At 32.6% G+C, this 13764-nt stretch carries 13 protein-coding genes; 7 read left to right on the forward strand and 6 right to left on the reverse strand.

The features are described from left to right. Positions 1 to 8 precede the first annotated feature (8 nt). From mnmE to rpmH, 6 genes are all read right to left on the reverse strand, one after another. Entirely contained in the window at positions 9 to 1388 is a 1380-nt protein-coding gene (mnmE, locus tag TA89_RS15895) for a tRNA uridine-5-carboxymethylaminomethyl(34) synthesis GTPase MnmE (protein WP_040214762.1), read from the reverse strand. 171 nt (positions 1389 to 1559) lie between these two features. After that, positions 1560 to 2186 (reverse strand): RNA-binding cell elongation regulator Jag/EloR, encoded by a 627-nt coding sequence (gene jag / locus TA89_RS15900; RefSeq protein ID WP_040214763.1) that lies wholly within the window; start codon positions 2184 to 2186, stop codon positions 1560 to 1562. An 86-nt stretch (positions 2187 to 2272) separates the two neighbouring features. Next, positions 2273 to 2965 carry a membrane protein insertase YidC gene (gene yidC / locus TA89_RS15905; RefSeq protein ID WP_040214764.1) on the reverse strand — a complete coding sequence of 231 codons (693 nt, stop codon included), beginning with the start codon at positions 2963 to 2965 and terminating at the stop codon, positions 2273 to 2275. A gap of 18 nt (positions 2966 to 2983) precedes the next feature. Further along, complete coding sequence (gene yidD, locus TA89_RS15910) at positions 2984 to 3193, reverse strand: membrane protein insertion efficiency factor YidD (RefSeq protein WP_040214765.1); 210 nt, start codon at positions 3191 to 3193, stop codon at positions 2984 to 2986. Next, positions 3174 to 3545, reverse strand: coding sequence for a ribonuclease P protein component (gene rnpA, locus TA89_RS15915; protein ID WP_040214766.1), 372 nt, complete (start codon positions 3543 to 3545; stop codon positions 3174 to 3176). Before rnpA ends, yidD begins: the two co-directional genes overlap by 20 nt. Before the next feature lie 56 nt (positions 3546 to 3601). Further along, positions 3602 to 3736, reverse strand: a complete 135-nt coding sequence (gene rpmH / locus TA89_RS15920; protein WP_040214767.1) for a 50S ribosomal protein L34 — start codon at positions 3734 to 3736, stop codon at positions 3602 to 3604. 559 nt (positions 3737 to 4295) lie between these two features. On the opposite strand from rpmH, the gene dnaA reads away from it, so the two are divergent. From dnaA to gyrA, 7 genes are all read left to right on the forward strand, one after another. Beyond that, positions 4296 to 5651: a chromosomal replication initiator protein DnaA gene (dnaA, locus tag TA89_RS15925; protein ID WP_040214768.1), complete on the forward strand. Its 1356-nt coding sequence runs from the start codon at positions 4296 to 4298 to the stop codon at positions 5649 to 5651. Positions 5652 to 5913: 262 nt separating this feature from the next. Further along, positions 5914 to 7014: a DNA polymerase III subunit beta gene (dnaN, locus tag TA89_RS15930; protein ID WP_040214769.1), complete on the forward strand. Its 1101-nt coding sequence runs from the start codon at positions 5914 to 5916 to the stop codon at positions 7012 to 7014. Between the two features lie 74 nt (positions 7015 to 7088). Next, positions 7089 to 7295 (forward strand): S4 domain-containing protein YaaA, encoded by a 207-nt coding sequence (yaaA, locus tag TA89_RS15935; RefSeq protein ID WP_040214770.1) that lies wholly within the window; start codon positions 7089 to 7091, stop codon positions 7293 to 7295. Between the two features lie 57 nt (positions 7296 to 7352). Next, positions 7353 to 8438 (forward strand): DNA replication/repair protein RecF, encoded by a 1086-nt coding sequence (recF, locus tag TA89_RS15940; protein ID WP_040214771.1) that lies wholly within the window; start codon positions 7353 to 7355, stop codon positions 8436 to 8438. Between the two features lie 13 nt (positions 8439 to 8451). Beyond that, entirely contained in the window at positions 8452 to 8712 is a 261-nt protein-coding gene (gene remB / locus TA89_RS15945; protein WP_040214772.1) for an extracellular matrix regulator RemB, read from the forward strand. A 79-nt stretch (positions 8713 to 8791) separates the two neighbouring features. Beyond that, complete coding sequence (gyrB, locus tag TA89_RS15950) at positions 8792 to 10699, forward strand: DNA topoisomerase (ATP-hydrolyzing) subunit B (RefSeq protein ID WP_040214776.1); 1908 nt, start codon at positions 8792 to 8794, stop codon at positions 10697 to 10699. A 23-nt stretch (positions 10700 to 10722) separates the two neighbouring features. Then, positions 10723 to 13314: a DNA gyrase subunit A gene (gene gyrA / locus TA89_RS15955; protein ID WP_040214773.1), complete on the forward strand. Its 2592-nt coding sequence runs from the start codon at positions 10723 to 10725 to the stop codon at positions 13312 to 13314. Positions 13315 to 13764 lie beyond the last annotated feature (450 nt).

The raw sequence follows: 13764 nt of genomic DNA on the forward strand, positions 1-13764 counted from the left end.
AGATTCACCTACTTTCCAACACAGAAACTTGAAAATATCTTATTAACAAGATCTTCCTGTATTTCTGAGCCTGTTATTTCTCCAAGTGCTTTTAAAGCACTTGTTACATAAATTGAAACAAGATCCAGATATGCTCCAGACTGCACCTGCTGTAAAGCAGTTTCACAGCCTTCCTTTGCCCTATAAAGAGCTTCTTTATGCCTGGTATTAGTTATCATTACACTTTCAGCATTAACTTCTCCTTTAAAGAACATATCTTTAATTTTCTGTTTTAAAGCTTCTATTCCTGTACCGACAACAGCTGATATCTCTATGGAATTTTCAAGCTTTATATTATTTTCCAATATAAGCTTTCTCTCTAAATCTACCTTATTAAATATTACTATATAGTTTTTGTCAGATATAAAATCTATTATTTCTTTATCTTCTTCCTCTAAAGGTCTGCTTAAATCCAGCATAAGCACTACCAAATCAGCATGATTTATCTTTTCTTTAGAACGCTGTACTCCTATTTTTTCCACTACATCTTCCGTATCCCTTATTCCCGCAGTATCGGTAATTTTTATAGGAATGCCGTCAAGGCTTATATATTCTTCAATGACATCACGGGTAGTACCGGGTATATCCGTTACAATAGCCCTCTTTTCCATAAGTAAAGCATTTAACAGAGAAGATTTCCCTACGTTAGGCTTTCCTATTATGACCATATTCAGTCCATCCCTAAGTATTTTACCCTCCGAAGCAGTACCAAGGAGGTTTTCAATATGGTTTATAGCAGCCCTTAAATTATCCATTACAGCTATAGGAGTATGTTCATCCGGCTCCTCATCATCCTCAGTAAAATCAACAACAAACTCAATATGAGCAAGAACATTTAAAAGTTTTTCCTGAAGCTGATTTATTTCCCGGGAAAGTCTCCCTTCACTCTGCATTAAAGCAGATTTCATAGACAAATCTGTTTTAGATCTTATAATATCTATAACCGCCTCAGCCTGGCTTAAATCTATCCTTCCGTTTAAGAATGCTCTTTTAGTGAATTCTCCTGGCTCAGCAACTCTGGCTCCGGCTTTTATAACTTCTTCTAAAACCCTGTTTGTGGAAGTAACTCCACCGTGACAGTTTATTTCAACGGTGTCCTCAGCAGTAAAGCTTTTAGGCCCCTTCATGTAGCTCACTATAACTTCATCTATTAAATTACCGGATTCTCTTTCAACTATGTGACCATAGCGCATGGTATAGCTTTTTATGTCCAAAATGCTTCTGTTATTTTTCCCTCTAAATATAGAGGAAACAATTTGTAAAGCTCTATCACCGGAAATTCTTATAATTGATATACCGCCTTCTCCTATAGCTGTAGCAATAGCAGCAATGGTATCAAAGTCCTTCATTTGTAACCTCCTAACTATTAATTATTAATAAAATCTATATTAAACTTAAAATAACTTTTAAGATATATTCTCTCTCATTCTATACTAATATTCATAAATCAAAAAGCATAAATTCAAATTAGTTTAAAAAACACATAATAATTTAAAAAGAAAGCCTTAAGGCTTTCTTTTTTAGTTCTTTCTTAAATCTATGACCACTCTTCTATGAGGCTCTTCACCTTCACTAAAAGTATATACATAAGGATTTCCCTGCAGTGCAGAATGGATTATTCTTCTTTCATAAGGGTTCATAGGTTCCAGCTTAAAGCTTCTTCCATTTTTCTTAACCTTATAAGCAGTTTTCTCTGCAAGCTTTTTTAAGGTTTCCTGTCTTTTAAATCTGTAGTTTTCTGTATCTAATATTACTCTCTTATATTCAGTTTCATGACCTTTATTTACTACCAGACTAACCAAGTATTGAAGAGCATCAAGGGTTTCTCCTCTATAACCTATTATAAGTCCCATATTTGGTCCAATTAAATTAATGTTTATAAGATCGTCTTCTTCTTTAATTCTTATTTCAGCTTTTATTCCCATGGAATCAAGAACTTCTCTTAGGAAGTTTTTAGCTTCGTATATATAATCTCTCTTTACTTTTACACGAATCTTAGCCGGCTTAACTCCAATAATTTTAAATAATCCCTTATTACCTTCATCAAGTACTTCAACTTCTACTTTATCTTCTGTAACGTTTAATTCTGCCAAGGCATTTTTCAGTGCCTCATCAACGCTTTTTCCTGTGATTTCTAATATTTTCATACCCTATTCACCCACCTTTTTAATGCTAAGCAGACATACCAAATTCATATTTGTTATAATTGCTTACTAATATTAATTTAAAGCTCCTATTTTGCTTCTAAAGCTTTTTTCTTTGCAGGTAATATAACTATAAAATATGTTTGAACTATTTGAAGTATGTTATTAAGTATCCAATAAATTACCAATGCTGATTTAAAGTTTACTGACATTATACCCATAAAAATGGACATACCAATATTCATACCTCCCATATTCATACCAGCAGGCTTTTCTCCGTCTTTAGCATTGGAGTTTGGAGTTTTTTGCGCCATATATGATGAAAGATAAGTTGTTAAACCAGACAATACTGGAAGTATAAATAACGGATCCTTATAGAATAAGTCAGGAATCCATAAGAAAGAAACCCCCTGTATACCTGTGAGCTCATTAAACACATAGAAAAGAGCAAAAAGAACAGGCATTTGGATAAGTAAAGGTAAACATCCACTAAAAGGACTTACATTATATTCTTTATAAAGCTTCATCATTTCTGTTTGAGCTTTTTGAGGATCATTTTTATATTTTGTCTGAAGTTTTTGAATCTTAGGCTGGATTTCCTGCATAGCAGCCTGAGACCTCATCTGCTTTATGTTTAAAGGTAAAAATATTATTTTAATAATTATTGTAAGTACCGCTATAGCAAGTACATATGCCCATCCGCTGTCGGAAATGCCAATCCCCATCAAAGATGAGTGGATAAACTCGAAAAATTGACTTAATATATCTTTTATAAAATTCAAAACACAAACCTCCTAATGCTATTTAACAGGGTCATATCCTCCATCATGAAAAGGATGACACTTTAGTATCCTTTTTATGCTCATAAAACCGCCCTTTAAAGCCCCGTATTTTTCAATAGCTTCTAATGCATACTGAGAACAGGTAGGATAAAACCTACAGCTAGGTGCCTTATTGGGAGAAATATATTTTCGATAGAATTTAATTACCTTAATCATTACTATTTTCATTAATATATAAGCCTGCCTTTTTAAACAAATTAATCATAGCCTCTTCTATTTCATGATAAGTTTTATTACTTGCAGAGCTTCTAGCAACAAATACAAAATCGTATCCAGATTTTAAACATTTAGCATTTAAACGGTAGCTTTCACTAATCAATCTCTTAACTCTGCTTCTAATTACACTTTTCCCTACCTTTTTACTTACTGAAATGCCAACTCTGTTATACTCTCCTTGATGTTCATCTTTATTTTTCCTGCTTTTCATAACATACAGTACCAAAATCTGATTAGAAAAAGACCTACCTCTTCTATATACTATTCTGAACTCAAGGTTCTTCCTTAATTTATATTGTTTCATTAAAAATGGATTCTCCTTTTTTCTGCAATTGCAGAAAAAGGCCACAATAGCGGCCCTTATGCTGTCAATCTCTTTCTTCCTTTTTGTCTTCTTCTCTTAAGCACGTTTCTTCCTGATAATGTACTCATTCTCTTTCTAAAACCATGCTCTCTTTTTCTCTGCTTTTTCTTTGGCTGATATGTCATGAACATATTATCTACACCCCCTTCGCTAATCTATATTATAGCAAAAAAACTACTATACTCATACTATCCTAATTTAAGTTTTACTTTATAATTATATATTTCCCTTATGTCTATGTCAAGAACTCCTTAAGTGTTGATAATTTATATTAAAAAACCAACAATTTGTGGATAAGTTATTGAATGGTTCCATTTTTATATGTTATTATAGATAATGAACTGTGTATAACTTTAAAAATCAATACTTTTATCCACAGCTGTGTATAAGTTTGTGTATAACTTGTTTAATATTGTAGAAAAATCTTAAAATCTCTTTATATTTTTCTCATTTTACAAGAGTTTATACAAAATAAAGCTGTTAATTTTTTTAATTATACACTGTGGATATTTTATTTTTATAAAAGAATAATAAACAAACTTATAAACATGTGTATAATTTTACTTACATAAGTCAATATGAATAGATAGTAGATTAATGTTTGTTTATATTCTGTTAATATATATAAATTCAATAATTTTTAATTTATTTTTTTATTATTTCTTATAATATTTGACTGGAGGATAAGAAATGGATGCCCAATTGAAAAATCTGTGGGATAAGACCCTAAATATTTTAAAGGGTGAGATGACAGAAGTTAGCTATAATACTTGGATTAAAAGTTGCGAACCTATTTCCATGTCCAGCGATACTATCAGACTTGGTGTTCCCAATGATTTTACTAAAGACATTTTAGAAAGCCGCTATAAGGAACTGCTATCAAATGCCATTAAACAAATATCATCAAAAAAATATAATATAATTTTCTCTATTTTGTCTGAAGAAACCATGGAAGAGCATGCTAAAGCTGCAGAAAACAAAAATAAACAAAAAGGCTCTGTAATTGTAAATGATGAAATGTCTGCTACATTAAATCCCAAGTATACCTTTGATTCTTTTGTTATCGGAAACAGCAACAGATTTGCTCATGCAGCTTCCCTGGCAGTAGCAGAATCACCGGCAAGAGCTTATAATCCTTTATTTATATATGGAGGAGTGGGACTTGGTAAAACTCACTTAATGCATGCTATAGGCCACTATATTCTTCAGGTAAATCCTAATGCAAAAGTTGTTTACGTTTCATCTGAGAAATTTACAAATGAACTTATTAATGCTATTAAAGATGATAAAAATGAGGAATTTAGAAACAAATATAGAAATGTAGATGTTTTATTGATAGATGATATTCAATTTATAGCTGGAAAAGAAAGAACACAGGAGGAATTTTTCCATACCTTTAATGCTCTTCACGAAGCAAATAAACAAATCATACTTTCTAGCGATAGACCTCCAAAAGAAATTCCTACATTAGAAGATAGGCTTAGATCTAGATTTGAATGGGGGTTAATAGCAGACATTCAGGCACCGGATTTTGAGACAAGAATGGCTATCTTAAAGAAAAAGGCTGATGTAGAAAATCTAAATGTAGCAAATGAGGTTATGGTTTATATAGCAACGAAAATAAAATCCAATATTAGAGAGCTGGAAGGCGCACTTATACGAATTGTAGCTTACTCTTCTCTTACTAACAGCGAGATAACTGTGGATCTGGCTTCAGAGGCACTTAAAGACATAATATCCAATAAGCAGACAAAAAACATTACCATCGATACTATTCAGGATGTAGTAGCAAGCTTTTATAATCTGAGAATTGAAGAGTTAAAATCTCAAAGACGAACTAGAAATGTAGCATTTCCAAGACAGATAGCTATGTATCTTGCAAGAAAGCTTACAGATATGTCGCTGCCTAAAATAGGAGAAGAATTTGGTGGCAGAGATCATACTACAGTAATCCATGCCTACGAAAAAATTTCTGAAGGAATAAAGAACGATGAAGCTTTAGAAAGCGTAATCAGTGACCTTACTAAGAAGCTTACTCAAAGGTAATTCACACCTGTACATAATATCATATTGATTACTTGTGGATAAAATATATACCGGATTTCCATTACTAATTATGTGGATAAGATGATTTTTAATTAAAGTACTTATCCACACTATTTTTTTTACTTATTTCCTTGCTAAATGAGGGTTAGAAGGGGTTATCCACAAACCCACAGCCCCTACTACTACTGTTACTAAAAAAAATACTATTATCTAACCTATTATAGACGAAAATATATGTGGATAAATTAAGGAGGTTTATAATATGAAATTTATATGTGAAAAAAGCAAATTACAAGAAGCTATATCAACATCACAAAAAGCTATTACAGGTAAATCCACCATGCCTATTCTTGAAGGGATATACATAGAAGCCCTAAATAATACAGTAACCTTTATTGGTTCTGATATAGATTTAAGTATAGAAACAAAAACTGATGCAGATGTTTTAGAGCCTGGAAAGATAGTAGTAGACTCCAGAATTTTAGGAGAAATAATACGTAAACTTCCAAATGATGAAGTAACCATAGAAACAATGGAAGGCAGTATAATTCAGATTACCTGCCAAAAGTCAGTTTTCAACCTGGTTCACATGAATGCTGAGGAATATCCTTCAGTCCCTGACATAAATGAAGAAATAGTATTTTCTATAGAACAGTCCTTATTAAAAAATATGATCAGAGGAACAATTTTTGCTACAGCACAAGATGAAACCAGACCTATACTTCAAGGTGTTTTATTTGAGGTTAATGAAAAAAACTTAAACTTAGTAGCTTTAGACGGATATAGATTGGCTGTAAGAAGTGAGTTTATAGATACAGATAACAGTATAAATGTTGTTATACCTGGAAAAACTTTGAATGAAGTAGCAAAGATACTGGAGGAAACAGAGGAAAAGGTAAATATAACCTTCACTTCCAACCACATTTTGTTTAATCTTGGTGATACAAAGATAATATCAAGATTATTAGAAGGTGAATTTATCAAATATTCATCACTTCTTCCTCAGGAATATAAGCTTTTGGTTACCATTAACCGCCAGGAACTTCTAAATGGTATAGAAAGAGCGTCCCTAATGGCTAAAGATGGAAATAGTAATCTTATAAAATTAGATATTCAGGAAGAAAACATAATAATAACTTCTAATTCTCAATTAGGAAAGGTTCGTGAAGAGCTTTCTGCAAATTTGCAAGGTGAGCCTTTGCAAATTGCATTTAACTCAAAATATCTTCTTGATGTTATGAAGATTATGGAGGATAATGAAATAAGGCTTGAACTTACAAGCAGTGTTACACCCTGTGTAATAAAAAATAGTGAAATTGATAACTGTAAATATTTAGTACTTCCTGTACGTTTGGTAAAATAAAAATTAGGAGGATAGCCTTGCAGATTTTTGTAGGAAATCACAATGAAAAATCTGTAGGTTAATATTTTAACAATATGAAAGAGATAAAAATTAATACTGATATAATTAAATTAGATTCTTTTTTAAAGTGGTGCGGTGCAGTTTCTTTAGGATCTGAGGCTAAGATGTATATACAGTCAGAAGAGGTAAAGGTTAACGACGAAATATGCACTCAGAGGGAAAAAAAGCTGAAAAAGGGAGATATTATTGAGTTTCAAAATAATATTTATAAAATTATTTAAATGCATTATAACTCAAAAAGGTTTTTAAATGTGTTATAATTTTAATGGGTGTTTTCAATGTTAATAAAATATCTTCAACTAATGAACTATAGAAATTATAAAGAGCTCAGTATAGAATTAGGCAAAAATGTAAATGTGTTTATGGGAGATAATGCTCAAGGAAAGACTAATATACTTGAAGCAATATATTACTGCGGCTTTGCCCGTTCCCATAGAACCAATAGAGATAGGGAGCTTGTTAACTGGAATGAAAATAAGGCCCTTATAAATCTTTATGTAAAGAGAGAAAGAATCGATAAAAAAATCAGTATAGCAATTTTTAAAGATGGAAAAAAAGCCATTAATGTAAATTCAATAAAAATAAATAAAATATCTGAACTCATAGGTGCATTCAATGTAGTGATGTTTTCACCTGAGGATTTAAAGATAGTTAAGGAATCTCCCGGAATAAGAAGAAAGTTCATAGATATGGAACTAAGTCAGTTAAATAATAAATACTACTACAGTCTTGTACAGTATAATAAAGTGCTTAACGAGAGAAATTCCGTATTAAAAACTAAAAAGCTGGATGAATATATGCTTGATATATATGATGCTCAGCTTGGAAGCTTTGCAAAGTATATTATTAAAGAGAGATTAAAGTATATAGAGTTTCTTAATAAGCATGGAAAGCAGATTCATAAAGATATAACATCAGGCAAGGAAAGTATTGAATTTAAATATCACACATCTATAAAATTAAAAGATTCCATTGAAGAAGACATTATATCCGCTTTAAAGGCAAACAGAAAAAGAGATATGGAAAAAGGGCTGACTTCAATAGGCCCTCACAGAGACGATATTTTAATATATATAAATGGCATTGATGCCAAAAGCTTTGGCTCTCAAGGTCAGCAGAGGACATCTGTTTTAACTATTAAATTTGCCTCTTTAAGAATTATAAAGGAACAGACAGGTGAGTATCCTGTTCTTCTTTTAGATGATGTTTTGTCAGAATTGGATTTTAGCAGAAAGAAATATATATTAAGCTCTATACAGGATATACAGACAGTAATTACTTGTACTGGTATTGAGGATATAAATGAATATTTAGATGAAAACTCAAAAGTATTTAGAGTAAAAGAAGGAAGTGTTATCCTTTAAAGGAGGAGTTAATGTGTTCTTGCATTTAGGAGAAAATGTAGTAGTTCCTATAAAGGATGTTATAGGAATTTTTGACGTAGATACTACTATGTATAGTTCTGATACCATACAATTTTTAAGAATGGCTGAAGAAGACGGCTTTGTGGAGAGAATAACAAAGGATAAGCCTAAATCCTTTGTTATTGCAGAAGTTAATAAAAAAAGTAAGATCTATCTTTCACCTATATCTTCCTCAACACTCACCAAGAGAACAGATGTAGATTATGATCTTTAGCTGCTTTAGTTATTAAGCAGCTATTTAGGCTGCTATAAGCAAAGCTTTAGAGAATTATCAATTTAGGAGGAGTAAGATGATGGAGCAAAACAAGCAAAATTATGATGAAAGTCAGATTCAGGTACTGGAAGGCCTAGAAGCGGTAAGAAAAAGACCGGGGATGTATATAGGAAGCACCAGCTCCAGAGGGCTTCATCATTTAGTATATGAAATTGTTGATAACAGTATTGATGAAGCATTAGCAGGATACTGCAGCAGAATATCCGTAATTGTAAACAAGGATAACTCTATAACTGTAGTAGATGACGGAAGAGGTATGCCTGTAGGTATGCATCCTAAAATGGGTAAGTCTGCTATGGAAGTAATTATGACTATACTTCATGCCGGCGGTAAGTTCGGTGGAGGAGGATATAAGGTATCAGGAGGACTTCACGGTGTAGGTGCTTCCGTTGTAAATGCTCTTTCAGAGGTATGTATAGTTGAATCTAAAAGAGAAGGTTACATATGGAAGCAGGAATACAGGAGAGGAATACCTGTTGCACCTGTAGAGAAGGTTGGTGAAAGCAATGAGCAGGGAACCACTACCTATTTCAAACCTGATTCCGATATTTTTGATGAAGTTGAATTTGATTATGAAATTCTTGAGCATAGGCTTAGAGAATTAGCGTTTTTAAATAAAGGTATCATTATAGAGCTTGTAGATGAAAGAGAGGACAAAAAAGAAACCTTCCACTATGAAGGCGGAATAAAGTCCTTTGTAAGCTATTTAAACAGAAACAAAGAAGTTCTCCACCCAGAACCAATTTATGTAGAGGGGTCTAAGGATGATGTGCTTGTTGAGATAGCCCTTCAATATAACGACAGCTATGCAGAAAATTTATTTTCCTTTGCAAACAACATAGATACCATTGAAGGAGGAACACACTTATCCGGATTTAAGAATGCTCTTACAAGAGTATTTAATGACTATGCCAAGAAGTTTGGACATTTAAAGGAAAATGATAAGAATCTTCAAGGGGAAGATATACGTGAAGGACTTACTGCTGTGGTTTCTGTAAAAATATCCGAACCTCAATTTGAAGGCCAGACAAAAACAAAGCTGGGAAATAGTGAAGTCAGAGGTATTGTAGAATCCATAATGAATGAAGAGATAAGCTCTTTCTTAGAAGAAAGTCCTTCCGTTGGTAAAATTATAATTGAAAAGGCGCTTATGGCTGCAAGAGCAAGAGATGCAGCAAGAAAAGCAAGGGAGCTTACAAGAAAATCTGTTCTTGAAAGATCAACCCTTCCAGGTAAATTAGCAGATTGTTCTTCAAAAAATCCAGATGAATGCGAAATATATATAGTCGAGGGAGATTCTGCAGGAGGATCAGCTAAGCAGGGAAGGGATAGGAAATTCCAAGCCATACTTCCCCTGCGTGGTAAAATAATGAACGTTGAAAAGCAGAGGCTGGATAAAATTTTAAACTCTGATACTATTAGGTCTATGATTACTGCCTTTGGAGCAGGTATTGGAAAAGATTTCGATGTGGAAAAAATACGTTACAACAGAATAATCATAATGACAGATGCTGACGTGGATGGAGCTCATATAAGAACCCTTCTTCTAACCTTCTTCTACAGGTATATGAGGGAACTTGTTGATCAGGGACATGTATATATAGCACAACCTCCACTTTATAAAATATCAAAAAATAAAAAGATCTTTTATGCATACTCAGATAAAGAGCTTGATGATACAATCAGTGATCTTGGAGGGAAAGACAGCAGTATTGCCATACAAAGATATAAAGGTCTTGGAGAAATGAATGCAGAGCAGCTTTGGGAAACAACTATGGATCCTGAGAGAAGGATATTATTAAAAGCTACTGTAGAGGATGCCATGGCAGCTGATGAAATCTTTACGATACTTATGGGTGATAAAGTGGAACCTCGAAGGGAATTTATACAACAAAATGCTAAAAAGGTAACTAACTTAGATATATAGCAGTTGGATGAGGTGAAAAATTAATGAATAACAATGAGGGAAAAGTTGTACCTGTAGATATAAAAAATGAGATGAAAAAATGTTATATAGATTACGCCATGAGCGTAATTGTAGGTCGTGCTCTTCCAGATGTAAGAGATGGCCTTAAGCCTGTGCACAGAAGAATACTATTTTCTATGCAGGAGCTTGGATTATCCCCTGATAAAGGATATAGAAAATGTGCCAGAATCGTAGGAGACGTACTTGGTAAGTACCATCCTCACGGAGATACTTCTGTATATGACGCTTTAGTTAGAATGGCACAGGATTTTTCTATAAGATATTTATTGGTAGATGGTCATGGTAACTTTGGTTCGGTAGACGGTGATGGCGCAGCTGCTATGAGATATACCGAAGCAAAAATGAATAAAATTGCTGTAGAAATGCTTAGGGATATAAATAAAGATACAGTGGATTTTGTTCCTAACTTTGATGGTGAAGAAGAAGAGCCTTCTGTACTTCCTTCAAGATATCCTAACCTTTTAGTGAACGGGTCTTTAGGAATAGCAGTAGGGATGGCAACTAATATACCTCCTCATAACTTAGGTGAGGTTATTGATGGAACCATAAAGTTAATTGATAATCCAGAAGCCACTGTTTTAGATCTTATGACTGACATAAAAGGACCGGATTTTCCTACAGCAGGTATAATAATGGGAACTTCAGGCATAAGGTCTGCTTATGAAACCGGTAGAGGAATTGTCAGAGTGAGAGCAAAAGCTGAAATAGAAGAGGAAAATGGAAAACATAAGATTATAGTTACAGAAATTCCTTATCAGGTAAATAAAGCTAAGCTGGTAGAAAATATAGCTGACTTGGTTAAAGATAAAAAGATAAATGGTATCTCAGACCTTAGAGATGAATCTGATAGAGAAGGTATGAGAATCGTAATTGAACTTAAAAGAGATGCAAATCCTAATGTAGTGTTAAACCTTTTATACAAGCATACCAAAATGCAGGATACCTTTGGTATTATAATGCTGGCACTGGTAGATAATAAACCTCAAATATTAAATTTAAAAGAGATTTTAGTAAATTATGTAGACTTCCAAAAACAAGTTATAACAAGAAGGACTCAATTTGAACTTAATAAGGCAGAGGAAAGAGCTCACATATTAGAGGGTTTAAGAATTGCTCTGGATAACATAGATGAAGTTATCAATATACTTAGAAATTCAAAAACTACTGAAGTAGCTAAAGAAACTCTTATCGATAGGTTTGGTTTAAGCGATAAGCAGGCTCAGGCTATTTTAGATATGAGACTTAGAAGGCTTACTGGATTAGAAAGAGAAAAAATTGAAGAAGAATACAATGAACTGATGAATATTATTGAAAGATTAAAAGAAATACTATCCAGTGAAGAAATACTTTTAGGAGTTATAAAAGAAGAATTGTTAGAAATAAAAAGAAAATATTCTGATGAAAGAAGAACTGTCATAGAGAAATCTAATCAGGATATAGATATAGAAGATCTTATTCAGGAACAGGAAGTTGTAATCACACTTACAAACTCAGGCTATATAAAAAGAATATCAGCTGATACCTATTCTGCACAAAGAAGAGGGGGTAAGGGTATACAGGCAATGACTACAAAGGAGGACGACTTTGTAGAACACGTTTTTGTAACCTCCACTCACTCAGATATATTATTCTTTACTAACAGGGGAAGGGTTTATAAGATAAGAGCTTATGAAGTACCTGATGCCGGAAGAACAGCAAAAGGAACAAATCTTATAAACATGATACCTATCAATCAGGATGAAAAAATCGAAGCTGTACTTTCTGTTAAGGATATCCAGAGTAAGGGATATCTATTTATGGGAACTAAGCACGGTATAGTTAAAAAGACACCATTAAAACAATTTGCTAACATAAGGAAAAATGGACTGAACGCTATTACCCTTAAAGAAGGGGATGAGCTATTAAAGGTTAAGGTAACTTATGGAGATGCAGATATAATAATTGTAACTAAAGAAGGCTATGCTATTAAGTTCAATGAAAAGAACATAAGGCCTATGGGAAGAAACGCATCTGGAGTAAGAGCTATAAGATTAAGAAAAGATGATATAGCTATATCTATGGACATAGCAGTAGATGGTCAGGATCTTGTAGTTGTAAGTGAAAATGGCTTTGGAAAGAGAACAAACCTTTCAGAATATACACTTCAAAACAGAGGCGGAAAAGGGCTTAAGACCTATAAAGTAACAGAAAGAACAGGTAAATTAGCTGCAGCCAGAGTATGTAAGATAGATGATGAATTAATGCTTATTAATAATAAAGGCATAGCTATAAGGATAAATGTAGAGGATATTTCTCAAACAAGCAGATCAACAATGGGTGTAACATTGATGAGAAACAATGTGGATGAAGAGATAGTAGCTATAGCCAAAATAAGCAAGGATGAAGAAATGGATCAGGAAATAAATATACCTGAAATTGCTAATGAAGAAGATTATGATATAGATTTAGATAGTGAAGATAACAGCCTGGATGAACTTCTTGACAGAGCAGAAGAAGATGATGATGATTTTTCAGATGAAGATTCAGAAGAAGATGATCCGGAGGATGAAGAATAATATCTATCAAAAATAATTATTAATTTAAACAAATAAAAGACTATGTACAGAAAGCAAATAAGTTACTGTGCATAGTCTTTTTTGATATATTATAAAAATATATCCATAAACATCTTTGAATAAACAATTTAAAGTTCTTTTTTTAATGATTAATAATGGATATATTCAATGTAATACAATTTATAAAACCGGATTTATTATACAATTTCAAAATATACTTTACCTGGTGTATCATTATAAGGATTATAGAGAATAATAAAGTATGTTATAGAAAATATGTAAAATAGCTAATTAAATAGACATATTTAATATAACTTTGAATGTAAGCTGTGGTAAGATAATCTTCGTCGCTGAAACGGCGGCATCACTTGAAAAGCTTCAAAAAAAACATTGACATCCAATGAAACAAGTGATATTATTAATAAGTGCCTGCTGAACAGGTAAATCAAA

The organism is Clostridium polynesiense (genome assembly GCF_000820705.1).
In the GTDB taxonomy this organism is placed as follows: Bacteria; Bacillota; Clostridia; order Clostridiales; family Clostridiaceae; genus Clostridium_AA; species Clostridium_AA polynesiense.